Origin of the sequence: Paenibacillus sp. FSL W8-0186 (assembly GCF_037969765.1) — a bacterium.
In the GTDB taxonomy this organism is placed as follows: Bacteria; Bacillota; Bacilli; order Paenibacillales; family Paenibacillaceae; genus Fontibacillus; species Fontibacillus woosongensis.
The window spans coordinates 4591272-4615806 of sequence record NZ_CP150207.1 but is presented as its reverse complement, the minus strand read 5'-3'; the positions used below and the strand labels follow the sequence as shown (position 1 = coordinate 4615806).

The 24535-nt window shown below is 51.4% G+C and carries 27 protein-coding genes and 1 riboswitch; of the genes, 20 read left to right on the top strand and 7 right to left on the bottom strand.

Going from position 1 to position 24535, the window contains the following annotated elements:
• Positions 1–94: 94 nt before the first annotated feature.
• From MKX50_RS20585 to MKX50_RS20545, 9 genes are all read left to right on the top strand, one after another.
• Positions 95–2113: a penicillin-binding transpeptidase domain-containing protein gene (locus tag MKX50_RS20585; RefSeq protein ID WP_339160222.1), complete on the top strand. Its 2019-nt coding sequence runs from the start codon at positions 95–97 to the stop codon at positions 2111–2113.
• A gap of 204 nt (positions 2114–2317) precedes the next feature.
• Positions 2318–3292 (top strand): zinc ABC transporter substrate-binding protein, encoded by a 975-nt coding sequence (locus tag MKX50_RS20580; protein WP_213593184.1) that lies wholly within the window; start codon positions 2318–2320, stop codon positions 3290–3292.
• Between the two features lie 48 nt (positions 3293–3340).
• Complete coding sequence (locus tag MKX50_RS20575) at positions 3341–4099, top strand: metal ABC transporter ATP-binding protein (RefSeq protein WP_155612661.1); 759 nt, start codon at positions 3341–3343, stop codon at positions 4097–4099.
• 6 nt (positions 4100–4105) lie between these two features.
• Positions 4106–5065: an iron chelate uptake ABC transporter family permease subunit gene (locus tag MKX50_RS20570; RefSeq protein WP_213593186.1), complete on the top strand. Its 960-nt coding sequence runs from the start codon at positions 4106–4108 to the stop codon at positions 5063–5065.
• On the top strand, positions 5065–5946 hold the full coding sequence (locus MKX50_RS20565) for a metal ABC transporter permease (protein ID WP_280530426.1): 882 nt from the start codon (positions 5065–5067) through the stop codon (positions 5944–5946). The genes MKX50_RS20570 and MKX50_RS20565 overlap by 1 nt, the downstream gene beginning before the upstream one ends.
• 152 nt (positions 5947–6098) lie before the next feature.
• Positions 6099–6548 carry a GNAT family N-acetyltransferase gene (locus tag MKX50_RS20560; RefSeq protein ID WP_196427261.1) on the top strand — a complete coding sequence of 150 codons (450 nt, stop codon included), beginning with the start codon at positions 6099–6101 and terminating at the stop codon, positions 6546–6548.
• An 84-nt stretch (positions 6549–6632) separates the two neighbouring features.
• Entirely contained in the window at positions 6633–7376 is a 744-nt protein-coding gene (locus MKX50_RS20555) for a Cof-type HAD-IIB family hydrolase (protein ID WP_213593190.1), read from the top strand.
• Between the two features lie 7 nt (positions 7377–7383).
• Positions 7384–7869 carry a DUF456 family protein gene (locus MKX50_RS20550; protein ID WP_155612665.1) on the top strand — a complete coding sequence of 162 codons (486 nt, stop codon included), beginning with the start codon at positions 7384–7386 and terminating at the stop codon, positions 7867–7869.
• A gap of 48 nt (positions 7870–7917) precedes the next feature.
• Entirely contained in the window at positions 7918–9552 is a 1635-nt protein-coding gene (locus MKX50_RS20545) for a polysaccharide biosynthesis protein (protein ID WP_213593192.1), read from the top strand.
• On the opposite strand, the gene MKX50_RS20540 is transcribed toward MKX50_RS20545, so the two are convergent.
• Positions 9549–10805: a DUF2515 family protein gene (locus MKX50_RS20540; RefSeq protein ID WP_213593194.1), complete on the bottom strand. Its 1257-nt coding sequence runs from the start codon at positions 10803–10805 to the stop codon at positions 9549–9551. The two genes, MKX50_RS20545 and MKX50_RS20540, sit on opposite strands and share 4 nt — an antisense overlap.
• A gap of 120 nt (positions 10806–10925) precedes the next feature.
• Here MKX50_RS20540 and MKX50_RS20535 point away from each other — a divergent pair, with 120 nt between their 5' ends.
• From MKX50_RS20535 to MKX50_RS20505, 7 genes are all read left to right on the top strand, one after another.
• Positions 10926–11288, top strand: coding sequence for a thioredoxin family protein (locus MKX50_RS20535; RefSeq protein WP_213593196.1), 363 nt, complete (start codon positions 10926–10928; stop codon positions 11286–11288).
• Positions 11289–11509: 221 nt separating this feature from the next.
• A complete protein-coding gene (locus MKX50_RS20530; RefSeq protein WP_213593198.1) occupies positions 11510–12490 on the top strand; it encodes a heme A synthase in 981 nt (326 codons plus the stop codon).
• Positions 12491–12573: 83 nt separating this feature from the next.
• Positions 12574–13308 carry a Cthe_2314 family HEPN domain-containing protein gene (locus MKX50_RS20525; RefSeq protein ID WP_213593491.1) on the top strand — a complete coding sequence of 245 codons (735 nt, stop codon included), beginning with the start codon at positions 12574–12576 and terminating at the stop codon, positions 13306–13308.
• A gap of 93 nt (positions 13309–13401) precedes the next feature.
• Positions 13402–13558, top strand: a riboswitch (SAM riboswitch).
• Positions 13559–13681: 123 nt separating this feature from the next.
• Entirely contained in the window at positions 13682–14698 is a 1017-nt protein-coding gene (locus MKX50_RS20520; RefSeq protein WP_213593200.1) for a methionine ABC transporter ATP-binding protein, read from the top strand.
• Positions 14698–15366, top strand: coding sequence for a methionine ABC transporter permease (locus MKX50_RS20515; protein ID WP_155612671.1), 669 nt, complete (start codon positions 14698–14700; stop codon positions 15364–15366). The genes MKX50_RS20520 and MKX50_RS20515 overlap by 1 nt, the downstream gene beginning before the upstream one ends.
• Positions 15367–15448: 82 nt before the next feature.
• The gene (locus MKX50_RS20510; protein WP_283925733.1) at positions 15449–16309 is read left to right on the top strand and encodes a MetQ/NlpA family ABC transporter substrate-binding protein; all 861 of its coding nucleotides are present in this window, start codon (positions 15449–15451) and stop codon (positions 16307–16309) included.
• Between the two features lie 514 nt (positions 16310–16823).
• Positions 16824–17597, top strand: coding sequence for an SDR family oxidoreductase (locus MKX50_RS20505; RefSeq protein WP_339157690.1), 774 nt, complete (start codon positions 16824–16826; stop codon positions 17595–17597).
• Between the two features lie 161 nt (positions 17598–17758).
• On the opposite strand, the gene MKX50_RS20500 is transcribed toward MKX50_RS20505, so the two are convergent.
• Entirely contained in the window at positions 17759–18004 is a 246-nt protein-coding gene (locus tag MKX50_RS20500) for a NifU family protein (protein WP_055105863.1), read from the bottom strand.
• 73 nt (positions 18005–18077) lie between these two features.
• On the opposite strand from MKX50_RS20500, the gene MKX50_RS20495 reads away from it, so the two are divergent.
• Positions 18078–18329: a YuzB family protein gene (locus MKX50_RS20495; RefSeq protein ID WP_283925730.1), complete on the top strand. Its 252-nt coding sequence runs from the start codon at positions 18078–18080 to the stop codon at positions 18327–18329.
• Here the strand turns inward: MKX50_RS20495 and MKX50_RS20490 are convergent.
• On the bottom strand, positions 18326–19387 hold the full coding sequence (locus MKX50_RS20490; RefSeq protein ID WP_155612675.1) for an NAD(P)/FAD-dependent oxidoreductase: 1062 nt from the start codon (positions 19385–19387) through the stop codon (positions 18326–18328). The genes MKX50_RS20495 and MKX50_RS20490 overlap by 4 nt on opposite strands.
• 81 nt (positions 19388–19468) lie before the next feature.
• Complete coding sequence (gene mqnE, locus MKX50_RS20485) at positions 19469–20575, bottom strand: aminofutalosine synthase MqnE (RefSeq protein WP_155612676.1); 1107 nt, start codon at positions 20573–20575, stop codon at positions 19469–19471.
• A 244-nt stretch (positions 20576–20819) separates the two neighbouring features.
• Here mqnE and MKX50_RS20480 point away from each other — a divergent pair, with 244 nt between their 5' ends.
• The gene (locus MKX50_RS20480; RefSeq protein ID WP_155612677.1) at positions 20820–21176 is read left to right on the top strand and encodes an iron-sulfur cluster assembly accessory protein; all 357 of its coding nucleotides are present in this window, start codon (positions 20820–20822) and stop codon (positions 21174–21176) included.
• 129 nt (positions 21177–21305) lie between these two features.
• Here the strand turns inward: MKX50_RS20480 and MKX50_RS20475 are convergent, their stop codons facing one another.
• Entirely contained in the window at positions 21306–22532 is a 1227-nt protein-coding gene (locus tag MKX50_RS20475) for an AI-2E family transporter (RefSeq protein WP_339157689.1), read from the bottom strand.
• 156 nt (positions 22533–22688) lie between these two features.
• Entirely contained in the window at positions 22689–22904 is a 216-nt protein-coding gene (locus tag MKX50_RS20470) for a hypothetical protein (RefSeq protein ID WP_155612679.1), read from the bottom strand.
• Between the two features lie 196 nt (positions 22905–23100).
• On the opposite strand from MKX50_RS20470, the gene MKX50_RS20465 reads away from it, so the two are divergent.
• Positions 23101–23763, top strand: coding sequence for a YheC/YheD family protein (locus MKX50_RS20465; protein WP_213593213.1), 663 nt, complete (start codon positions 23101–23103; stop codon positions 23761–23763).
• Between the two features lie 283 nt (positions 23764–24046).
• Entirely contained in the window at positions 24047–24187 is a 141-nt protein-coding gene (locus MKX50_RS20460; RefSeq protein ID WP_148499871.1) for a sporulation histidine kinase inhibitor Sda, read from the top strand.
• Between the two features lie 28 nt (positions 24188–24215).
• Here MKX50_RS20460 and MKX50_RS20455 read toward each other — a convergent pair whose 3' ends face one another.
• Positions 24216–24464, bottom strand: a complete 249-nt coding sequence (locus MKX50_RS20455) for a hypothetical protein (RefSeq protein ID WP_213593215.1) — start codon at positions 24462–24464, stop codon at positions 24216–24218.
• Positions 24465–24535 lie beyond the last annotated feature (71 nt).

The following is a 24535-nucleotide window of genomic DNA, read 5'->3' as shown; positions in this document are numbered from 1 at the left end:
ATTGTTCGCTGCAAAGATAGCTGGCTCTTTTCTCAACCGTCATGTTACAATTATTTCATATTATGAGATATTAATGAAAGTTGAGAGCGATGCGATGAAGAGGTATTACTCGGAGGATGTCCTGGAGCAGGAGAGCAGGCTGCAGCGGCACTTTAATATTCGCCTGAATTTTTTCTTTTTTAGCACATTCCTGATTTTTACGGTGATGATCGTCCGTCTGGCTATTCTGCAATTTGTTGAGGGGCCATCCCTGGCAGAGCAGGGGGTGGATTTGAAGCTCAAGGATGTTCCGCTTCCGCCGATTCGGGGGACGATCTACGCTGCCGGGGGAGAGAAGCTGGCTTACTCTATGTCGGTGCAATCTCTGTACATTACGCTGCAGAAAGATTATAGCCAGAGCACGGAGCGTGGGAAAGAGAATCGCCCTGAGGCCATAGAATTAGCGAAGAAGCTAAAGGCTGCTTTCGATGCGCATGGCGATGCAAACGAAGGAGCGCTCACGCTTGACGAAATTATCGATGCTTTGGATTTGGAATATCGGAAGGCTAGCGGCTTCGAGCCCCGGCGGATCAAGATGGGGCTCAACTCAAGGGAAATCGCTTATTTTTTGGAGCGGAAGGATCAATTCCCGGGGATCGAGGTGCTGGAAGAGAGTGTCCGTTATTATGACCCGGATCAAGTGGCCGTCCAAACGGTCGGATACATGAGGAAGTACGCGAATGCGTCAACGAATTTGGACTTCTACAAGGAAATTAGAGCATCAGGCGAGTCCAATCCGGCTTTGCAGTATACGGAGACCGAACATGTGGGATACGATGGGCTGGAGCTGTATTATCAAAACGAGCTGCGTGGTAAAAACGGCTTCAAGAAAATTGCTGTAAATTCACGGAACATGGTCAAGGGGATTCCAGAATGGACTGCGCCCGAGAAGGGGTACGATCTGCATACGACCATTAACAAAAGTGTACAGCTGGCTGCCCAGCAGGCCATAACCGATCAGTTGAAATGGCTGCACAGCAACCGGGTCTCCGGCAAGCTGCATCCGGATGCCAAAACGGGATATGCGGTAGCCATGGAAGTGGAGACCGGGAATATTGTGGCGATGGCCAGCATGCCCGACTATGACGCAAACGTATGGCAGAGCGGGGGGATATCAGCCGAGGATTGGAAGCGGATCGAGAATAATTACCAGAACGGGACGGTTACTCCCATCAGCTCGGGACGCTCCGGGCATACTTTTGACTCTACCGTATATTTAGGATCGACGGTCAAGCCGTTGTCGGTTCTTATCGGGTTGAATGAGGGCCTGTTCTCGGCAAATGCTCAATACAATGACAAGGGGATCGTTTATTTCGGAAAAAACGACTCCTCCAGCGTCCGGAATTCCGGTCGTGCTGCCTACGGCCCGATGGATCCGTCCAAGGCGATATACAAATCCTCGAACGCTTTTATGGTTGATATGGTAGGCAAGAGGCTTTACAGAAAGTACAGGAGCAAAGGAATCGAAGTATGGGATGAATATATGAAAGAATTTGGCCTTGGTGTGTCGACCGGCATCGATTTACCGAGAGAATTCTATGGTATACTGGATTACCGGGACGAGGGGGAGAGTGAACTGGCAAGGCTGGTCTATGCCTCCTTCGGCCAGCAGGCGAAATATACTCCTCTGCAATTAGCTCAGTATACTGCTACCTTGGCGAGCCGCGGCAAACGGATGGAACCGCACCTGGTGAGCAAAATTACCGATTCAAACGGCAATGTGGTTAAAGTATTCGAGCCGAAAGTACTGAATGAAGTGAACTTTAAAAAGGAGCACTGGGATAAGGTCATCGCTGGGATGAAGACGGATGTGTCAGCATTTAACGGCTTCCCGTATGATTTTGCCCGTAAGACGGGAACCTCGGAGCAGGACTATAAGGGCCGTAAGATCGATAACGGGGTGTTCATCGCCTTTGCTCCCCGGGAGAAACCGAAGCTGGCCGTGGCCGTCGTTGTCCCGGAGGGCGGCTTCGGGTCGACGAGCGCCGCGCCGATTGCCTGCAAAATTTTTGAGGCATACGATTGGGAATACGGGCTGGACGGCGCGCCTAAGAAGCAGGGCCGGAAGGAATAACCCACGCCGAATCAGGCGTATAAGCCGGAGGATGGAAGCAAGAGAAAATTTTTCTCTTGCTTTTTTGTATGGGTATGCCTTAAAATTTGCACTAGGGAAACTTTATTTTATAGGGCAAACAATTGAGGCGACGGGAAACATATGTTTCCCCGCTCAACAACACAAAAAATAATAAATTGACCGGGATATTTGGGAGGGAATGGAATGGATCAGTTAAAAGTCAAGAAGGGTCCGCTGCAGCGCTTGAAAATGACGCTTAGCGTACTGGCATTGATCATAGTGGCAGCATGCTCCAAAGTCGAGGGGGGGATGATTCATGCCTTGCGGGGAGAAGAACAGGAGATTATTCAGGTTGTGGCAACAACGGGCATGATCGCTGACCTCGTTCAGCAAATTGGCGGTACGGAGGTTCAAGTCACGGCACTGATGCGTCCGGGGGTTGACCCGCATTTATTCAAGGCTTCTCAAGGAGATATCCAGAAGCTGGATAAGGCGAACATGGTGTTTTACGGCGGGCTGCATCTCGAAGGGAAAATGACGGAAATTTTGGAGAAGCTGGGACGGCACAAGTACACGGTTCCGGTCTCGAAGGATATTGATCAGGCTCTGCTTCGATCTGGGGCGGATATCAATGGCACGCAATTCGATCCGCATATTTGGTTTGACGTCAAGCTGTGGATTTCTGCAGCGGGGACGGTTCGGGACACGCTTGCCGCTTACGATCCGAATCATGCAGAGCTGTACCGGCAAAATGCCGAGGCATACATCGAAGAGCTGAATGCCCTGGACGCCGAAATCAAGGACAAAATTAACGAAATCCCGGAATCCGGACGGGTGCTGGTCACCGCACATGATGCCTTCGGATATTTCGGGGACGCCTATGGCATGAAGGTTATGGGTTTGCAGGGCATTAGCACGGCAGCCGAATACGGCTCCAAGGATGTCAGCAATCTGCGGGATTATTTGGTCGAGAATAAAATCAAAGCCGTGTTCGTGGAATCGAGCGTTCCCCCTAAGGCAATGGAAGCGGTCATCGCGGGGGCGAAGGAGAAAGGGCATGCCGTCATCATCGGCGGCGAGCTGTACTCTGATTCGCTGGGCGAACCGGGTTCGGGTGCGGATACGTATATTACGATGGTTCGCCATAATGTTAACACCATTGTTGAAGCGTTGAAATAAAATGTAGGATGTCAGCCATTGCCTATGGAAATAAAGGAGCGATAGCAGATGAATTCATATCCGTTGGAAGTACAGCATTTAACGGTGGCTTATCAGAAGAAACCGGTTTTGCGCTCCGTATCTTTTCAAATTCCCTCCGGGAAGCTTATTGGGGTACTCGGGCCAAACGGGGCGGGGAAATCCACACTGCTTAAGGCGGTGCTCGGCCTGATCCCGAAGGTGGACGGGGAAGTGAAAATTTACGGGAAGCCCTATGAAGAACAGCGCAAACTGGTCGGGTATGTTCCCCAGCGGGAGTCGGTGGATTGGGATTTTCCGACGAATGCGCTGGATGTCGTGATGATGGGGAGGTACGGCCACTTAGGCTGGTTCCGCCGTCCCGGGGCAGAGGAACGGAGGATTGCGTTGGACTGTCTAACCAAAGTCGGTATGGCCGACTTTGCCGACCGTCAAATCAGTCAGCTGTCCGGAGGCCAGCAGCAGAGGGTGTTTCTCGCCAGGGCTCTTGCCCAGAATGCTCAGCTGTATTTCATGGATGAGCCCTTTGCTGGAGTGGATGCGACGACGGAGAAGGCGATTATCGGGCTGCTTCACGAATTAAAGGAGCAGGGCAAAACCGTATTGGTCGTCCACCACGACTTGGCTACGGTCAAGGAATATTTCGACCATGTTCTCCTTCTTAATGGAGAGCTGGTTGCGGAGGGGACTACCGAGGATACATTCACCCCGCAAAATTTGCAGAGAACGTACGGAGGGCGGATTGCCATGATCCAGGACTTCGCCGCCGTACCGATAGAGATGGAGTGATTAAGGATGCTGGTATCTATACTCGGATGGTTCAGCGATCCAAATATGAGATGGATCCTGATGGGCTCCCTGCTGCTCGGTTTAGGCAGCGGAGTGATCGGTTCCTTTACGTTTCTGCGCAAACAGAGCCTGCTCGGAGATGCGCTGGCCCATGCAGCATTGCCCGGCATCTGCATCGCCTTCATGCTTAGCGGCGTGAAATCGGTGGGACTGTTCATGATTGGAGCAATCTTGTCAGGCATGCTGGCAACATTCGGCATCCATTTCGTGACCCGTTACTCCAGAATCAAGCAGGACGCCGCGTTAGGTATCGTTCTTACAGTCTTCTTCGGCATCGGAGTCGTCCTGATGACGAAAATTCAGCATAGCGGAAACGGCAATCAGAGCGGTCTTGATAAGTACATGTTTGGGCAGGCTGCCTCGATGATGCTATCCGACGTTTATTTAATGGGGGCTGTCTCCCTTGCGCTCGTCTTGGTGTGTCTGCTGTTCTTCAAGGAATTCAAGCTCGTCAGCTTCGATCCCGGCTTTGCCCGGGGGATGGGACTGAAGGTCGGCTTGTATGAGCAGTTGCTGCTCCTGCTCACGGTTGTCGCCGTAGTCGTCGGCATTCAGGCGGTCGGCGTCGTACTCGTAGCGGCCTTGTTGATTACCCCAGCGGTAGCTGCGCGTTACTGGACGGATGCACTTGGCGTCATGGTCATTCTAGCCGGTCTGTTCGGCGCCCTGTCGGGCGTTACGGGCACATTGATCAGCTCGACATTGTCCAATTTGCCGACAGGACCTGTAACAGTGCTTGCCGCAACAGCTTTATTTGCTGTGTCGCTCGTATTTGCGCCGCGAAGAGGGCTGCTTGCGAAATGGATACGGCATAGGCGCACGCAAAAGGATGTGCGCGAAAGACTGGAAATTCATACGGCTACTGTGACGATTAGCCAGCATACGGCCGAAAAGGGGGCGGAATGATGTCCGATTTCTGGATTATTCTAACCGGAACGCTTGTTGCCGCCACCAGCGGCATTCTTGGCTGTTTTCTCGTATTGCGCAAAATGTCGCTGGTCGGCGATGCGATCAGCCACTCCGTGCTGCCGGGGATTGCGATCGCCTTTATGGTGGGCGGCTCCAGAGACTCGCTGCTCATGATGATCGGCGCGGCCGTGCTCGGCCTGATTACGGTATTTCTCATTCAGTTGCTGCAGCAGGGTGGGCTGCAGTCGGATGCCTCGATTGGCATCGTCTTCACGGCGCTGTTTGCCATCGGCGTTATATTGATTAGCAGGAACGCCGCGAATATCGATCTCGATCTGGATTGCGTCCTGTTCGGGGAAATTGCCTATGTGCAATGGGATATTCTCATTATCAACGGCTACAACATGGGTCCTGCCGCGGTTTGGTTTCTCGGCATAACCTTGTTTATTGTGCTGCTTGTGATCGGCTTGTTCTACAAACAGTTCAAACTGTGCGCCTTCGACCCGGCGCTGGCCGCTGCTCTAGGTATCCCTGTCGCGCTGTTCCATTATCTGCTCATGGGGCTCGTGTCGCTCTCTACGGTGGCTTCCTTTGAAAGCGTGGGCGCCATTCTCGTCGTCGGCATGCTGATCGTTCCGGCGTCGACGGCCTACCTGCTTACAGACCGTTTGAGCCGAATGCTGCTGTACAGCGTAATCATCGGTGCGCTTAGCTCGGCTGGAGGATATTATTTTGCCAAATGGCTCGATGCATCTATTGCCGGCTCCATGATTACCGTAGCGGGTCTGCTCTTCCTGCTGGCTTTTCTGTTCTCCCCGCTGCATGGCCTGGTTGCACGGTATAATAAACGGCGCCGCATGAAATCCATGACGGTATAAAGGCATAATAAGGTGTAACGGCCTGGCTTCAAAAGCTGCAATTCCGAATTTTGCGGAATGCGGCTTCTTTTGCTTTTTAAAAGTGTTGAATGTTGATCAAGGAGTAATGTAATGTATTAATAAATACTGTGGAGCAAAGGAGTTGTTGGCGCTTGCTGATCAAGCTGGACGTTGCGAATTACGATACAGCCAAAAAAATGATTGATATACAGATTCCTGCCTACAAGGTTGAAGCTGAGCTGATCGGTTATGACGGCATTCCTCAATTGCAGGATACCGTAGAAACGATGATGCAATGCCGGGAGAAGTTCGTCGGATATTTGCTGGGCGGGGAGCTTGTGGCCTTCATCTCTTATGAGGAGACGGAGCAAGAGGTCGAGATTTGCCGGCTGGTCGTGCATCCGTATCATTTCCGCAAGAAAATCGCCACCATTCTCGTTGAGCATATCGTGGAGACGATCTCGCAAGGCCGTTCGATTCGCGTAAATACGGGAGCATTGAATTTTCCTGCCAAGGGATTGTACCAAATGTTCGGCTTCCGGCAGGTCAAGGATATCGAGGTTGCCCCAGGAGTATTCATTACCGAGCTCAGGAGAAATTAGGCAAACCGTATGTCTTGATGGGGATTATGGTAGAATGGCGTATATATAGAGAAAACATTGCATCTAGGATTGGAGGAGCAATAATTGAAGTACAAATTGCTAGCACTGGACATGGATGGAACCTTGCTGAACAGCAATCATGAGATTTCCCCGAAAACGGAGGAATGGCTGCGCAAAGCGATGGCTGCGGGCGTTCATGTTTGCTTGTCGACGGGAAGAAGCTACGATGAAGCCGTCTCCTACGGTGAGCAGCTGGGACTCGATACCCCGATGATCACCGTCAACGGCAGCGAGGTATGGCGAACGCCCCATGAGCTGTATCATCGTGAATTGTTCGACTATCGGCTGATTGGCCAAATGCATGAAATTGCCAGAAAGAAAGACGTTTACTTCTGGGCATATGCCGTGGAAGGCCTATATAGGGAAGATAATTGGGACCCGAGCCTGCTGGAGCGCAACCAGTGGCTTAAATTCGGTTATACGACGAACGACGATCAGCTTCGCCATGAGATTAACATGGAGCTGCAAAATTTAAGCGGGCTGGAAATCACCAACTCCTCCCCTTATAATCTTGAAATCAATCCGGAGGGGGTCAACAAAGCGAGCGGGGCGGCCATGGTCTGCAAGCTGCTTGGCCTGCAAATGTCGGAAGTCGTCGCAATCGGCGACAGCTTGAATGATCTGGCGGCCATTCAGGCCGCAGGCCTTGGCGTAGCCATGGGGAACGCGCAAATCGCGGTCAAGGAGAATGCAGACGTGGTTACGGCTTCCAACGATGACGACGGCATTGCCTTGATTATTCGCGATTATATTTTGACGGAGGAGTGATCCGCCTTTGGATATACTCGGCTGGATTATTGTTATCGCGCTGTTCGTAACCGGGATGGCCGGGGCGGTGTTCCCCGTGCTTCCGGGCGTACTGGCCATTTATGCGGCCTTTTTCGTCTACGGGTGGTTTTTCTCGTTCGAGGCATTGGGCCCGGTCTTCTGGATTGTCCAGACGCTGATCGTTGTGGCTCTGCTCGTGGCGGATTACGCCGTCGGCGCCTGGGGCGTCAAGAAATACGGGGGCAGCAAGCTGTCGGTCTGGCTGAGCACGATTGGAATTATTATCGGCCCGTTTGTCATTCCGGCGTTTGGGCTTATTCTTGGCCCGCTAATTGGAGCGATGATCGGGGAACTGATTAAGGGCGAAAGCCTGTCCAAGGCGTTTAAGGTTGGAATCGGCTCTGTCGTCGGCCTGCTCAGCAGCATGGCTGTGAAGATCGTGCTGCAGCTTGCGATGATTATCCTGTTCGTGATATGGATCGCATCTTTTTAGGGGGAAGGCTAGATTCTTGCCTAATCGAGTGGAAAGAAGGAAAAATCGTTGTCCAAGAAGGAATCATTTGTTAAAGGAACGTTGATTTTAGCTGGTGCCGCGCTGATCGCAAGGCTCCTTGGCCTATTTCAGCGCGTACCGTTAGAGCATATATTGGGAGACGTCGGGAACGCATCTTATGTCCTTGCTAACGGGATTTATTTTATGCTTTTGCCGCTCGCTACCGCGGGCCTGCCAAGCACGCTAAGCCGAATGGTCTCCGAACGCCATGCCCTTAACCGGCCAGCCGAGTCGGAGCGGATATATCAGGCGGCGCTCTGGTTTGCTGCTGTTACCGGCATTGTTATGTCTTTGCTGCTATATTTTGCCGCGCCTTATTATGCGGCGGCTTCCCGCGTGCCGGAGGCGGCTATCGCGATCAGGACGCTGGCTCCTGCCTTGCTGATTTTTCCACTGATTGCAATCATGCGCGGTTATCTGCAAGGGCGCAATATTATGATTGCGGGCGGCATATCGCAGGTCATTGAACAAATCGTACGCGTGGGCTCGGGAATTTCGCTGGCCTTTGTGCTGTACCATATGAACGCCAAGGGCGAGGAGATTGCCGCGGCGGCGACGTTTGGAGCTGTGCTTGGGGGCGTGGCTGCGCTGATCGTCATGCTGTATTTCAACGCAAAGACGAAGCGTCAGGACAAGAAGGACGGCTTGCTGCAGGCTAAGGATGATCCCAACCGGCTGCCTTTCTCCAAAATTTATTTGGAAATCTTCAAGCTGTCGATTCCGATCGTGCTGTCTTCGCTGACCGTGCCTGCGGTCAATTTCATCGACGGCTCGATTCTGAAACCGCTGCTCAGCCAGCATATCGGTTCGGAGCAGGCGACATATATTCTCGGTATCCTTGGAAACCGCGCCCAAATGATCGCGGGCATTCCGCCGATTCTGGCGATCGCGCTCAGCACGTCGCTGCTGCCGATCATTTCGGCTGCATTTGCCCGGAAGGACGAGGAGCATCTCCATCAGCAGGTCACGCTCGCGATGCGAGTGTCGGTATTGACGGGGATGCCTATGGTCATCGCGCTGACTACAGCGGCTTATTCCGTCAATGGGCTGCTGTTCAGTACACGTGACGGCAGCAGCATTATCGCGATGCTGACCTTCGGGACGATCTTTCAGATCACGATGATGATCAGCAATTCCATCCTCATCGGGGTCGACAAGGTGAACCTCTCTATGGTTCACGTTGGCATCGGCGTAACGGTGAAGCTGGCGCTCAGCTTGCTGCTTGCCCCGCTGCTGGGGATTTACGGCATCATCCTCGCAACGATTCTGTGCTTCCTGACGATTACGCTGCTGAATGTCAGAACGATGAAGAAAATCGTGCCTTTCTCCATCATGGGCGGCCGCTGGACGGGCTTCCTGTTAACAGTCGCCCTGCTGTCCGGCGTCGGCTACGGCCTCAATCAGGCGGGCATCCACCTGGTATCCGTGCTGCCGGACCGTCTGGCCTTCTTCATTACCTGCTGCATCGTCGGTTTGGCGGTCGTCGGCCTGTACCCGGTGCTGCTGGTCGTGCTCCGCGTTGTCCGGAAAGACGAGCTTGCAACTTATCCGGGGCCGCTGCGCAAGCTGCTGTCCCCGCTGATGCGTCTGCAGCGCGGCGGACAGCCGAGCCAAGGCCGCTAATCCGTCTTGATGGATTCGGCAGCATCATGGGCGAGCGCGGTCTTCAGCACGCCCGTCCGGTGCTCGCGGCTGATGTCGCAGAGCAGCGGCGTCTGAGGCGCGCTGATGCCGTCCAGCGCGCTCGTGTCCTTGAGCCAATCCTCACGGGATATTGGCTCATAGGGCGTGTCGCCCCAAGCATCCAGGAGCTTGGGGCTGTAGAGACGCTCGCCGGGCGGCAGCGTCTCGCTCTCAAGAAGCTCTGACCCCTGCAAGGGTGTGGTCAGAGCTTCTTCTTTATTGGCCGTGAAGATGTCCGGCCAATAATCGGCGCGCGAGCCGCTGTGCGGCACCGCTCGCGCGAAGGCCTCGGCGCCGCTGCGCACGGCGCCAAGGCCCATGAGCATCGCGTACAGGCTTTTGCCTAGCGCGATGCGGGCGGGGAGGCTGCCGAAGTCGGTGACGGTTCGGCCGGCCAGGCGGGTCACGCTCGTCCCCTCGCGAAGCGGGATGATCAGCTGGTTGAGGCCGGACAAACTATATAGATGGAAGTTTGATTTCTCGGTGACATGCCGCTGGTAGAAAGGGTGACGGATAACCCGCTGCTCGATATAGTTCTGCTCATTGATGATCAGGCCGACGGTCAGCAGCGCGCTGCCCCGGTCAATCCAGAAGCGCTCCCAGAAAGGCCTCATGAACCGCGATACGCTGAAATACCGCAGCAGATGGAACTGGCTTGCGCCAAGTTCGCGGCTTTTCCGGTACAGCAGCAGCTGCGGGTAGGCATCTTGAAAAATAAGCGCATTGCTGCGCTCCAGAAACCGGTAAGTGGCCCGCTTGCCTTCTTCGCTCAGCATATCGGCGACCCGGCTCCCGCGGAGGTCGGTCATATTCCAGCCCGCGTTCCGGGATACGATGTGGGCCAGAAAGGCCCAGTGCAGCTCCGGGCAGGCCTCATAGCATTCCAGATATGCGGCGGTGCGCGTAATGTTGCTGATTCCGGCGCGGCTCGTAGCCGTCTGAATATCCTCGGCCAACTCCCGGTCGGTTCGGGTTAGTTCCTCGTCGTCCTGATTCCGGTAAGCCGCCCCCCGCTTCAGGAGTTCCTCGATCTCCCCGGAGACGGTGCGGGCGGCTGCTTCGTTCCAATCCAGCGGGAGAGGGTCCCCGCGGAGCTTGGTGGAATTGGCGATGTCCTCCGCTTTGCCGCGGATTGCATCTCTGACCGCAGAAGGCAGGTTCACCAGCAGCTGTGTAAGACGATTCTGCTTCATGTGAGTCCCTCGCTTTATTTTCACACGTTGTTATTACAAAGTATGGCCTAAAGATTTGACTTCCACTCTTCATTTTGATTGACTTAATTAAAGAACGATACACAGAAGGGAATGGTCCAAGTGAAACAAGTGGCATCCGCCGCAGAATTCAACGTCAGCATTCAATCCAGCAATTTGGTCGTCGCCGTGTTCAAAGCGGACTGGTGCGGCGATTGCAAGTTTATCGATCCTTTCATGCCGGAGGTCGAGGAGAAGTATGCGGATCGCTTGACTCTCATCGAAGTCGACGTAGACAAAGTGGGTGAAGTCAGCCAGGAGCAGAACATTCTGGGCATTCCAAGCTTTGTGGCCTATGCCGATGGAAGAGAATTGGTCAGATTCGTAAACAAGCTGCGGAAGTCGCGCGAAGAGATCGAGGATTTCCTGAACAAAGCGCTGGATGTATATCACACGCTTCATGATACGCCCGAAAGAAAAGAGTAGGCAGCCGCGGAGTTATTCAGTTCAAACAGCTAATCTCAATAACAAAAATCACATCGCCCTTCGAAATCACCGGGGGGCGATGTTTTATTTTTGAATATTTTGTCACAGTTTCACTATGTCGTCCCGTTCCTTATCGGTTATAATGAAGAATGATTTATGGGAAAACGAATAATTGATAAGAAACACGGTTCTTATTATCCTAAATTGCAGGTGAGAAACCTTTGAACACGAAGCAACTGAAATGGATCGCTTATATTTCCTGTTTTGTTATGTTTTTGGCTACTTTGGGAGGAAGCGTTGTCACCAAGACGGAATCGGGCCTTGGCTGCGGCAACGAGTGGCCGCTCTGTCATGGGAAATTCGTTCCGGCCCACACGGTAGCCTCATTGATTGAGTACTCGCACCGGGCGGTCAGCGGGGCTGCCGGCCTGCTTGCCGTCGCGGCGTTCGTGGCCTTCTGGAGGTACCGCAAGAATCGCAAAGACCTGCAGACCTACGCGCTGCTGGCCCTAATATTTGTAATGGTTCAGGCTTTTATGGGCGCGATGGCCGTCGTTTATCCGACGTCGTCGGCGGTCATGGCGCTGCATTTCGGCTTTTCGCTGATCGCCTTTGCCAGCTCGATCATGCTGGCGCTTGGCATCCGCGAGGATGAAGCCAGGCAGGGACGGGCTCCTTCGGCTCCGGCCGTCCGGGTGTCCAAGGCCTTCCGCAACCTTGTATGGGCGGCGACGGGTTATACTTATATCGTCGTATACATTGGCGCATACGTGAGCCATACCGATTCCGCAGGCGGGTGTCTGGGATGGCCGCTTTGCAACGGTCAACTGGTTCCAGAACTGACGGGCGGCGTGGCGATTGCCTTTATCCACCGGGTGGCCGCTGCACTGCTGATGATCCTCATTGCGATCATGGGGCATATTGCCTACTGGAAGCATCCGGGCAACGGCGAGGTGCGTGCTTTGGGATTGACGGCGACGATTCTTGCAGTCATTCAGATATTTACCGGGGCAGGCATCGTCTTTACGATGAACAATTATCACGTTTATTTGTTTACGTCGCTAGCGCATATCGTCGTGTTGGCAGCCCTGTTCGGAGTGCTATCCTATTTATGCGTACGAACCTGGCAAATGAGCCGCCTGCATAGCGAGCAGGCGCAGGGACAGAAGCAGGAAACAGCGATCAAACCCGGCCAATCGTAAGCTATTGAAGCACGGTCTTATGAGTTAGTTCAATGCCTGTCACACTAAAGCTGTGATCTCATCCAGGGAAGCGAGGAATGGATATGCTGCGCGCACTGCTTGGCGAACCACCGAGACGGAATGAAGGAATATTGGCGGATACGATGGAAGCCATGGACAAGACAATCAAGCTGCTTCGAAAAGAAATGGAGCTGCATCAAGATCCCTCGCATGATTTTCGCAAGCTGGAAATATGGATTTTCGGCTTGGTTTCTTCCCTTGATGAGCTGGAGCAGTGCAAATATGCGGCTAATTATTTTCGGCGGAAGGTTACGCATGATTATTTGGAGGATATGCCTCCCGCTGAGAAGAATGATTATGCCCGGTACGTGTACTTCTACAAGGATGGGTTCATTCGCGTTTTCTCCATATTGGACAAGCTGGGAACGGTGCTGAACGAGCTGTTTGATCTGAAGACGTCCAAAGTGAAGGCGCATTTTTCCTATTTCACAGTGCTGCGTCAATTCAGGTATTTGAAGGTGCATCCGGAGCTGGCGAACGACCTGTTTGCTATTAAGGACAGGCACAAGGAAGCGATGAGCGTGCTGCGCCGCCGCCGCAATACCGAAATCCACTATATGAACGCGGAAATGCAGGATGACTTGTGGCAGCGGCATCAGGGGCTGAACAACAAGCTCGAGCTAGAAGACCTCGACAAGAATCTGGACGATTTGGAGCATGGGTATAGGATGGTGTGCGAGACATTGCATACGGTATTTGTTTACACGAACCAAAGATGGAAAAAAGTTAAACAGATTCAGCGCCTAGATATAAAGTAATTTCCTTTGACAAACGCAAGGAAAGAATCTATACTCTATTTCTAGAATAGTTTCAGAAAAATTCAATGATGTTCTTTCATAAAATTTCATATTTTCTTATCAAGAGAGGCGGAGGGAAAGGCCCGATGAAGCCCAGCAACCGATTTGCAAAGAAGTGTGGCATGGATACCGCAGCTTTCGGCAAATGTCATGGTGCTAATTCCTTCAAGATCGCAGGCGTGAAAGAGCGAGCGGTTTTGGTAGATGAGAAGGCATTGTCTTTACGTAAAGAGAGCCCTCGGAATCTGCAGGGCTCTTTATTTATATGATCGGCAGTACGCGGAAGGGTTAATTTTATAAGGAGTCTATTTATGTGTAACGGGGGGACACTAGCTTGATTGAACTCAAACAGCTCACTAAAACATACGGCAACAAAAAAAAAGCGACCACTGCTTTGTCCGGGCTGAACCTTACCGTGAAAAAGGGCGAAATATTTGGGGTCATCGGTCATTCCGGGGCCGGCAAAAGTACGCTCATCCGCTGCATTAATTTACTAGAGCGGCCGACGGAGGGCGAGGTTTGGGTAGGCGGCGTGGAGTTGACCAAGCTGAAGCGGAGAGAGCTTCAGCAGCAGCGCCGGAAAATCGGGATGATTTTTCAGCATTTCAATCTGCTGTCCTCGGCGACCGTATATGATAATATCGCATTTCCGCTGAAGCTGATGGGCGTTCCGAAATTGCAAATAGCCGCTAAAGTGAACGAGCTTCTGGAGCTCGTCGGCCTGACTCAGCATCAGAAAAAATATCCTGCACAGCTGTCCGGAGGCCAAAAGCAGCGGGTCGGCATCGCCCGGGCGCTCGCCAGCGACCCTGACGTGCTGCTCTGCGACGAAGCGACGTCAGCCCTGGATCCGCAGACGACGGATTCTATCCTGAATCTGCTGCTGGAGATTAACCGCAAATTTCATCTGACCATTCTGCTGATCACGCACGAGATGCATGTCATTCAGCGTATCTGCGACCGGGTTGCCGTCATTCATCAGGGCGGCATCGTTGAGGAGGGGCCGGTGACCGAAGTGTTCCTGAAGCCGCGGCATACGGTTACGCGCGAATTCATCAGCCGGGAGCTAGCCGGCGACGAAGGCTTTAGACAGACCTCCTCGGTTCCGCTGCCAGCATGGGCGCGATTGGTCAGAATCACGTTTCTGGGCGCCAAAACCTATGAATCCGTACTGTCTCAGGTCGTCCGGGAGACGGGGGTCAACTTCGCCATCCTGCAGGGCACGATTTCAACGATTAAGGATACGCCATACGGTCAGCTGACGGTATCCTTCGAAGGAGACAATGCCAAGGTAGATGAGACGCTGGAGCTGCTGCGGCAACGCGATCTTGATGTGGAGGTGATCGGGTAATGTCGAATTTGGATTTTTCCAAAGTGAACTGGGACGAGATGCGCGTCGCCACGGGCGATACGCTGCTCATGATGGGCTATGCGACCTTGTTTACCTTTCTGATCGGCCTGCCGCTCGGGATTCTGCTGTACAGCTTCTCGCGCTCGAACCATTGGTTTATCGGCCTGCTCTATAGAGTTCTGTCGCTGATCGTCAACATTCTCCGGTCGGTTCCATTCGTCATCCTGATCGTGGCGCTTATTCCGCTGACCCGGGCTATCGTTGGGGTATCGATGGGCGTACAGGGAACGATCCCGCCGCTGGTCATCGGAGCTGCTCCGTTCTTCGCACGTCTCGTTGAGACTGCGCTGCGTGAAGTCGACCGAGGCGTTATCGAAGCCTCCCAAGCGATGGGAGCCTCCCCGCTGCAGGTCATCCGCAAGGTGCTGCTGCCTGAGGCGCTTCCCGGCCTGATCGCCGGAATGACGATTACGGCGGTAACGCTCGTCTCCTACACAGCGATGTCCGGGATGGTCGGAGGCGGCGGACTTGGCGACTTGGCGATCCGGTACGGTTATTACCGCTACCAGATGGAGGTTATGATCGTATCGGTTGTCTTTATGGTCATTCTCGTGCAGCTGCTGCAAATGATTGGCGATCGTTTTGTCATTTATTTTACGCGGAAATAAGGAATTACAATATATATCGTGCTGCTAAAGATCTAGCACATCCTTATTCAAAAAAACATATTCATTAGGAGGGCATACTGCAATGAAAAAATGGACATTATCTTTCTTGACGCTGGCGCTTGTTCTGGTACTTGCTGCTTGCGGAAATGCCAAAAACAATGGCAACGGTGCGGCAGAGGCTCCGCAGAACAACGCTGGAAACGCGGAGCAATCCGCACCGGCAGAATCGGTTAAACTGGTTGTGGGCGCTACTGTGCCGCATGCTGACATTCTGAAGTTCGTCGCTCCGAAATTGAAAGAGGAAGGCGTAGAACTGGAAGTCAAAGAATTTACGGACTATGTTCAACCGAACGTGCAAGTGTTCGAGAAGCAGCTGGATGCAAACTACTTCCAGCATCAGCCGTACCTGGATGATCAAAACGAGAAAAACAGCATGGATTTGGTTCCTGTAGTAGGCATTCACGTGGAGCCGTTTGGCGCTTACTCCAAAAAGTATACATCCGCTGATGAAATTGCCGACGGAGCGAAGGTTGCTATTCCCAACGATGCTACAAACGGCGGACGCGCGCTCCTGTTGTTGGAGAAACAAGGTTTGATCAAGCTGAAGGAAGGCGCTGGCATTGCGGCAACGAAAGCAGATATCGTCGAGAACTCTAAAAATCTAGATATTAAAGAGCTTGATGCGGCTATGCTGCCTCGCCAATTGGATGAAGTAGACTTCGCTTTGATCAACACGAACTATGCGATCGAAGCAGGCCTGAACCCGGTTAACGATTCCCTCTTCATCGAGGATAAGGAATCTCCTTACACCAACCTGCTGGTAGCACGTCCAGACAACAAGGATTCCGATGCGATCCAGAAGCTGGCGGCAGCTCTGACTTCGGATGATGTAAGAAAGTTCATTGAAGAGACGTATGAGGGAGCATTGGTTCCTGTATTCTAAATCGTCCTTTTGTATAATATCCAAGTCCCGCCTCCCTTTATGGGAGGGCGGGATTTTTTAGTGTTCCATATGATCCGGTATCGAATCTAACAGGATAAATGGATTTTTGGTATATAAGATTTGAAAACTGGCGTAAAATGTACATCTAAGTGGATCGCTTGTCATTAAAATGAATGCTGAGGCAGGATGACACGAGTCAGCCTTATTTTAATGCATGGTTTCCATTTAATTCTCTGAACATGAATCTATGCGCTAAAATAAATACAGAGGATCCTCTAAACCCGTATCCCCATCACCTTCATCCTGCTCTCGTTCCTTTGTCTGAAGAAGCTGCTTTAACACGATAAGGGATTGTAGTTGGAAGCTGCTCTTTTCCGTTACATCATGATTAGCTGTAGCTTGATTAGCCGGAGCTTGAGCTTCTGCTTTATGGTCTGAACCTTGTTGTTTGTGGGAATGCTTCAAATCTTTTATACTTGATATATGTGTATGTAGGATGAGGAGGAGAAGGACATTGAAGGGAAAAGTCGCCCTGATCACCGGAAGCGCCAAAGGACTCGGAAGAAGGACGGCGCTGACGCTTGCGGAACAAGGATGTCATATCGCACTGAACTATGTACATAGCGAAGCTGAAGCATTTGACCTGAGAAGGCAGATCGAAGGGCTGGGGGTATCCTGTATTGCCATAAAAGCCGATATTTCGCAGCGCGAAGAAATCGAGGCGTTGGCCAATGAAGTTGCGGCCCAATTGGGAACCGTCGATATTCTCGTCAATAATGCAGGTCCGTTCATTCGGGAACGGCGTTTGTTTGCGGACTATACCCAGGCTGAAATATTGTCCATGATTGAAGGGAATCTGGTAGGAACTATGCTGCTGGATCATTTCGTACTGCAGGGAATGCGGAACAAGGGCTGGGGGCGAATCATTCATTTCGGCTTCGGACATGCGGCGGAGTCACGGGCCTGGCCGCATCGCGCAGTATATGCCGCGGCCAAAACGGGGCTCGTATCCTTTACGAAGACGCTTGCGGTAGAGGAGGCGCCTTATGGAATTACCGTGAATATGGTCTGTCCAGGCGACATTCGCGGGGACAATAAAGAGATGTCGATCGAAGAAGCACGCCAAATGCAGGACGGGGAAACGCCCTTGGGGCGGCCGGGCAGCGGTGAGGATATTTCCAGGGTTATCGCCTTCTTATGTCATAAAGATTCCGATTTCATTACGGGCAACATTATGGATATTTCCGGCGGACTCGATCCGATCCGGCCATGGATCAAGCCCACCTGACGATGACGGTCCTGGCGGACAGATTCGCCAAATAAAAGAAAACTCGGCCTTTCCGGGGATCCGGAGAAGCCGAGTTTCTTAAAATTATGGAAGCTGTATGTCAGCAGAGCCGACGATTCCATAATTGAATCCGAGTTTGTATCTGAAGGAGTTATTTGCGTTTAGAATACTTGGACGACCTCTTGTACGCCTTCCACTTCTTCAAACAGCGCGCGCTCGATACCCGCTTTCAGGGTGATGGTGGAGCTTGGGCAGCTGCCGCATGCGCCGACCAGCTTCAATTTAACGATGCCATCTTCAACATCGACGAGTTCAACGTCGCCACCGTCACGTTGCAGGAAGGGGCGAAGTTTATCCAGAACTTCCAATACTTCGTCATACAATTTATCTTGTACATTTTCGCTCATTGTTTTCAACTCCTTTCCTCTTTATATTATAGTACAAATAAGGTTAAAATTAAATGGTTCATAAAATGGGGGGATGCCCAGATTGAAGATAATCCTAGAATTTTGCGCGAACAATGCCCATTTCGGAACGGATGAAATTATGAAAAGGCTGGAGCAGCATCCGGATTGCGAGGTTTACGAATACGGCTGCCTCACCGGCTGCGGCATGTGTTACATGACGCCTTATGCGCTGGTCAACGGCGAGACCGTGGAGGCCGAGACAGCCAGCGCTTTATATGATGCCATCATTCGCAGGATAGCTGACGTGAAATCGGATAACGGCTAGCCAATATGATGCCGGGACAACCAGAGAACACCGCTCTTCAGAATACGCGGAACTCTTCCGGTTACTTGCCTTTTGCCCATCAATCCGAAGCCAGCCTTTTTGCCCAGCGAACCAAGGGTGCCTTTCAGCTTCAGCTTCTGGAGCTTCGGCTGCTCACCGCGCCATAACGCCGAGGCGATCTGGGCGATTTGCTGGCCTTGCCCTTCGGCTGCTTGAGCGCTCGGAGCAAAGGGAAGGCTGGCGCAGTCGCCGCATACGTAGACTTCGGGATGCTCGGGAATTTGATAGTATTCGTTCAGCAATACCCGTCCCTGACGATCCTTGCCGACTTCCAGGTTTCGCACGAGGGCAGGGGGCTGGATCCCTGCGGTCCAAATGGTTACGTCGGAAGCGATCTCGCCGTCCGCATGATAGATGACTCCCTTTTCCAGCCCGGTTGTGGAGATGTTTGATAATGTCTCTACATCATGCTCCTCGAACCAATTGGTAACATAGCCGGACACTTTGGGAGGGAACGCTGACAGTACCCGTGCGCCGCGGTCGATGATGCTGATATTGAGATCCGGGCGGCTCTCCCTCAGCTCGGCGGCAATTTCCACTCCGCTAAGTCCTCCGCCTACCACGTTCACTTTGCCGTAGGGCTTGATGTTGTTAAGCTGCAGGTAGGCTTCACGCACAGCGGAGAAGGACTGAATGCCATAGGAGTGCTCCTGTGCTCCAGGAATGCCATGATAATTATCGGTACAGCCGAGAGCGATAACGAGCTGATCATATTCCAGCGGATCGCCCTCTTCAAAATGAATGAAACGGCTGTCTAAATCGATCGAGCTAATTTCCCCATATTTGATCTGTAATCCCGAGTAGCTCGGAAACGGTACACGCAGCTCATAATCGGAAGCCGTTCCAGCGGCTAAAGCATAATATTCGGTCTTCAAGCTTTGAAACGGCATCCGGTCTACTAAAATGACTTGAACGTCGGAGGGAATAAATCCCTTGAACAGTTCATGAATAACGGCAGTTCCACCATAGCCCCCACCAAGAATAACGAATTGTTTCATCTCACCGATGTCCTTTCTAGTCCGGTTCTTCAGAGCGCTCGCTGTGTTGCATCGTGAAGCCTGAAGGCTGTCAGTGATGCTCTATTCGTAAATCTGAATCTCGTTATAGAAGGTATCCCGTTCTACCGGTATGCGTCCGGCCCCTTGAATCAGCCAAATCAGCTCTTTGCGGGTCAGTCCTTCCGGAGTGAGTGCCCCCGCAGCATGGCTGATCCGTTCTTTAATGATCGTTCCGTGCACGTCCGAAGCGCCGAAGGTTAGCGCGACTTGGGTCAGCTGTACGCCGATGTTGATAAAATAAGCTTTGATGTGCTGAATGTTATCAAGCATCAGCCTGCTGATCGCGATCGTCTTCAAATCCTCATAGGCCGAGTTGCGGCGGGTAATGCCGGCATTTTTGTTCCGCGGCTGCATCGACAGCGGGATGAAGACCATGAAGCCGTTCGTCTCATCCTGAAGATCGCGAATCTGCAGCATGTGGCGGATGCGGTCCTCGTGGGTCTCGATAGCTCCGTAGAGCATTGTCGTATGTGTCTTCATGCCAAGCTGGTGCGCTGTACGGTGAACATCGAGGTATTGGTCAACGTTCGCTTTATCGACTTTCATTTTTTCTCGGTATTGGTCGGATAGGATTTCCGCTCCTCCGCCTGTCAGGGACTGAAGCCCGGCCTTTTGCAGTTCTATTAATACTTCCCGTGTACTCAGGCCGCTGATTCGCGTGAAGAATTCAATTTCCGCTGCGGTATAAGCTTTGAGCGTTACTTCCGGGAAGCGCTCATTCAGCGCTTTGAGAGAATCTACATAATATTGAAACGGCACATGATTGTTGTGGCCACCAACGATATGGAATTCACGGATGCCCGGGTGAATGTGCTGCTCTACATAAGCGACCATCTCTTCGCCGGATAGTGTATAAGAGCCTTCCTCTCCTTGATCCTTGCGGAAATTACAAAAGGCGCAGTAGGATTCGCATACGTTCGTAAAATACAAGCTCATATTTTCGATAAAATAGACTTTGCGGCCGTTCTTCCTGAGATTGACCTCGTTAGCTAACTGACCGATGGTCAACAAATCATCGCTTTCATATAAATATACCCCATCCTCCAGCGTCAGACGCTGTCCTTGCCGGACCTTCGCTACGATGTCCGCCATTTTGCTGTCGATATTCGGGCTGATTGCAATAGACATGAAATAATAACCTCCGTTTCCATAAGATGACTCCGGCGGCGCTGGCATAATCGGATGAGAGACCCGACCGCCGGCTTCGTCGCAGCTGGAGAGCATCCAATTAGTCAGTATGTACCACCACCTCCCCTATTATAAACTTCCCATTGTAAGTGGGCAACAAAATGTAATAAAAATCACATATCTTGAGGGGGACGATGATGTGGAGTATACTTTAATAAAGTAAGGATAAGGAGTGTGAAGACAGATGATTAACATTTCAGATAGCGCAATGGCCCGCATTAAGCAGATGCTGGAGCAGGAGGAGACACCGGATATGTTCCTTCGTCTTGGTGTGAATGAGGGCGGATGCAGCGGTTTCTCATATGGAATGGGCCTGGATGACCAGGAGAGCGAGGAAGATGTGCATATGGATGTTAACGGCCTGAAGGTCGTTGTGGATAAAGACAGCATCCGCTACTTGAACGGGCTGGAGATCGATTTCAAGGAATCCGGCATGAGCGGCGGCTTCACGATCCATAATCCGAATGCGATAGCTTCCTGCGGCTGCGGCCAGTCGTTCCGCATGCGGGACGAGGAAGGCAAACCGGAAGTTTGTGATTGATAGATAGGTTTAACTACTCTCATATATTGCAAAACGCTCTAAAGGACTATCTTGGTGTCAGTGACCGGAAAAAGCCGCGATAAGCGAAACAAACAAACCGCTTTCCTCGAGGAAAGCGGTTTGTTTGTGTTATTCCTGCTCTTCCTTGCCTGTGCCTTGGCCGGCTGGAGCACCTACGTTAACGGTTACCTCTACATTCGCTAGGTTCTCGCCGGCATCCCCTTCCTCTTCATAAAGCTTAGAGCGATGTTCAAACCATTGGAAGAGATGGGTGCAGATGACCTTTAGCACAGCATAGCCAGGAACGGCAAGGATGACGCCGAGCACGCCGAACAGATTGCCCGCCGTCAAGATCACGAAGATGATCGTGATCGGATGAACCCGCAGCGTTTTGCCCATAATTTGCGGGGAGATGAACTTCCCTTCAATCAGCTGGACAACGGTCCATACGATAATCAGCTTCAGAAGCATGAACGGGGAAGTAACGATCGCGATAATCAAGGCAGGCGTAATCGCGATGGCCGGACCCAAATACGGAACGATGCTGGTAAAGGATGCGATAATCGCCAGCACCAGGGAATAATCGAGCCCGATAATGAGGAAGCCGATATACAGCAGCACCCCGATACAGAAGCTGACGATGATTTGCCCGCGAATGTAGGAGCTGATTTGCCCATTCGCTTCCGTCATCACACGATGGGTCTGCTCGCGGAGCTTCACTGGCACGAAGCGAAGGATATAGTTGGGCAGCTTCTTCCCGTCTTTCAGCAGATAGAACAGGATGAACGGCACTGTCACCAAGGTAAGCACGATGTCGACGACTGCACCGACAAACCCGCCGATACTGCTGAAGGCATTCTGCGCAATCGAGGACGCCCGCTCGGACAGCTTCTGGGCCACATCGGTCAGATTGAAGCCGGTGGACTGCTGAAATTGATGATAGAAATCGCTGCCGATAAGGGCCTCGAACTGAAGCTGCACTTCATAGCTGTATTTCGGGAAGTTTTGAATCAGGCCGTTCACCTGCTCTTGAACGAGCGGGATAACGGAGATGATCACAATAGTAATTATCCCGATAATGAACAAATATAGCGCTACGATCGTATAGGCGCGCGGAATGCCTTTGCGTTCCAGCCAATTTACGAGCGGATTCAGCAAGTAGAAGATCGCTCCCGTCAACAGCACGGGAATCAGTACGGTCTTCAGCAGTACAATCAGAGGTTTGAATACGAATGATATTTTGGTCAGAACGAAGATATTCAAACCAATCAGCAGCAGCACAAGCAAAAACAATACGAAGCGATTATTAATGAAGAACTTCTTGAACCGGTGATTCCAGCCTTCCGTACTACTCATGAAAAAATGGCCCCCCTGTCAGCAACCTAGTTGTTTCTATTATTAGTAATACGTATAAATAAAATTTGGTTTCAGCAAAATTCAAAAAAAAAGATCCATGCCTCTGCCTTGGTAGAGTTAGAGCCGCATGAATCCACTGGCGCATGGAGCTTTTAATTAAAAAAATTGCCTCTTTACCATAACTATGATCATGGCTGCGGCGATGAGCGAAAACAAAATGGAGCCTCCGCCCAGCAATTTACGCGAGCTTTTGATAAATTTAATGCCTATGGCGAATACCGCAACAGTAATTGCAATGAGTACGAGTGACATCGCAATCATAGCAACCCAGTACAATACCCCGAACAGCGACGCGGTAAAATCCGTTTCCAAAACATGATCCTCCTTTTCCCTTTCCGAAATAACACTGCACCAAAATTACTATACGTCAAAACCTGGATTTTGCAAAGAAAAAACGGCTCTGATAAAACAGGCGTCCGCTGTCGGACAATCATACAAGAACAACAGCCTTGTCCTGAATACGACTATAGTATAACGCCAATATAAACGCCAGAAAGGGGAGAGTGTCATGGCGGGAAGACAGTTGGCCGATAAATGGTTGAAAACCGAAGCACTGCTAAGAAACCCCGAGGTAGCGGTTCATGTGCCGCAGACTCGGATATATAGTGGAGAAGCTCTGCGGAGCGTGCTGCAGCAGTTCGGGATGGCGGTTATTAAACCGGTTCGCGGCGGCGGCGGATACGGAGTTATAAAGGTTACCCAAAAGGGTGGAATCTACGGTTTCACCTATATGTCCCAAAGCCGATATTTTAAAAGCTTTGACGCCATGTTTCAAGCGTTGAATAGAACTAGAGTTGGCCGAAAATATATCATTCAGCAGGGCATCCATCTCGCGAGAATCCAGGGAAGACCTATCGATTACCGGGTCAAGGTTGTCAAGCAGAACGGAAAGTGGGTATATCGCTCCATGCTGGGACGGCTTGCCCGTCCGGGGCTGTTCGTAACGAATCTGTCCAAAGGCGGCACTCAACTTAGCGCGGGAGAAGGCTTAAGACGTTCTCTCGGCAATGTCTCCACCCGCAAAAAGCGCGCAGAAATGCGTTCCTTGACCAATAAGTGCATTGCCATCATGGAGTCGGCTTTCCCTGGCGTTGGACAGCTGGGCTTTGATTATGGCATTGATACAAGCGGAAGGATTTGGATTTTTGAAGTTAACACTCGTCCACAATAACATTACAAAAATGTGTTTATTTGGGTAATATTTTAGGTAAGTATTAATAGAGTGTTTATTTACAATTAAATTTTTTTTGACGAAAAAACGGGCTGTGTAACCTGTGAATAACTTTTATCCACATTACCCCAGTATATAATTCAACTGTTTTAGACAATTACACACATGTTATTCACAGGATTTCCACAGCTGTTTGTGGATAACAGAACGCTTGTTCCACTCTTCATTTCTTGATATGATCTTTATATGAAATTAGGAAAAAAATAGAAGGGATGTGTTACCAATGGCGATGTTAACAGACGAAATGCTTCTCGAATCCTATCATATGGCTACAGAATTGCAACTAGACATGGAGTTCATTGCTCTTCTGTTGGCAGAAATCCATAAGCGCAACCTGGAAATCAATCTAACGATAGTACATTAATTGACCAATCTTGTGGCAAAGCGTTATCTTAAGGCGCTGGCCATGCGTTGACATGATAAATATAAGCTTCATGACATTGCGGACACTGCACGACATGCTCACAGCCCTCGGGCTGGAGAGAGGAGATGACCGAGTTGTACTGGTCGGCTGAGCCATAGGGGCTGTAGGGACCAGCGTAGTCCTGCTTCCTTCCGGCATGCTCCAGCGTGCTGCCGCAGTCGGGACAAGCTGCTGTCAGTGGAGCTAATCCGTTGCATAACGGGCATATATAAGACAAAGGGTATCCCTCCTTTACGGCATGATGTCATCCGTATAGGTAAGATACCCTTTGTGGACCGTTGTTATGAC

Excerpts from the sequence above, each read along its gene's own strand:
- MKX50_RS20510 (WP_283925733.1), top strand. The coding sequence starts at position 15,449 with ATGAAAAAATGGACATTATCTTTCTTGACGCTGGCGCTTGTTCTGGTA.
- mqnE (WP_155612676.1), bottom strand. The coding sequence starts at position 20,575 with ATGTCTATTGCAATCAGCCCGAATATCGACAGCAAAATGGCGGACATC.
- MKX50_RS20585 (WP_339160222.1), top strand. The coding sequence starts at position 95 with ATGAAGAGGTATTACTCGGAGGATGTCCTGGAGCAGGAGAGCAGGCTG.
- MKX50_RS20460 (WP_148499871.1), top strand. The coding sequence starts at position 24,047 with ATGGCGATGTTAACAGACGAAATGCTTCTCGAATCCTATCATATGGCT.
- MKX50_RS20515 (WP_155612671.1), top strand. The coding sequence starts at position 14,698 with ATGTCGAATTTGGATTTTTCCAAAGTGAACTGGGACGAGATGCGCGTC.
- MKX50_RS20580 (WP_213593184.1), top strand. The coding sequence starts at position 2,318 with ATGGATCAGTTAAAAGTCAAGAAGGGTCCGCTGCAGCGCTTGAAAATG.
- MKX50_RS20565 (WP_280530426.1), top strand. The coding sequence starts at position 5,065 with ATGTCCGATTTCTGGATTATTCTAACCGGAACGCTTGTTGCCGCCACC.
- MKX50_RS20495 (WP_283925730.1), top strand. The coding sequence starts at position 18,078 with ATGCCCAGATTGAAGATAATCCTAGAATTTTGCGCGAACAATGCCCAT.
- MKX50_RS20570 (WP_213593186.1), top strand. The coding sequence starts at position 4,106 with ATGCTGGTATCTATACTCGGATGGTTCAGCGATCCAAATATGAGATGG.
- MKX50_RS20525 (WP_213593491.1), top strand. The coding sequence starts at position 12,574 with ATGCTGCGCGCACTGCTTGGCGAACCACCGAGACGGAATGAAGGAATA.
- MKX50_RS20540 (WP_213593194.1), bottom strand. The coding sequence starts at position 10,805 with ATGAAGCAGAATCGTCTTACACAGCTGCTGGTGAACCTGCCTTCTGCG.
- MKX50_RS20480 (WP_155612677.1), top strand. The coding sequence starts at position 20,820 with ATGATTAACATTTCAGATAGCGCAATGGCCCGCATTAAGCAGATGCTG.
- MKX50_RS20575 (WP_155612661.1), top strand. The coding sequence starts at position 3,341 with ATGAATTCATATCCGTTGGAAGTACAGCATTTAACGGTGGCTTATCAG.
- MKX50_RS20500 (WP_055105863.1), bottom strand. The coding sequence starts at position 18,004 with ATGAGCGAAAATGTACAAGATAAATTGTATGACGAAGTATTGGAAGTT.
- MKX50_RS20465 (WP_213593213.1), top strand. The coding sequence starts at position 23,101 with ATGGCGGGAAGACAGTTGGCCGATAAATGGTTGAAAACCGAAGCACTG.
- MKX50_RS20490 (WP_155612675.1), bottom strand. The coding sequence starts at position 19,387 with ATGAAACAATTCGTTATTCTTGGTGGGGGCTATGGTGGAACTGCCGTT.
- MKX50_RS20475 (WP_339157689.1), bottom strand. The coding sequence starts at position 22,532 with ATGAGTAGTACGGAAGGCTGGAATCACCGGTTCAAGAAGTTCTTCATT.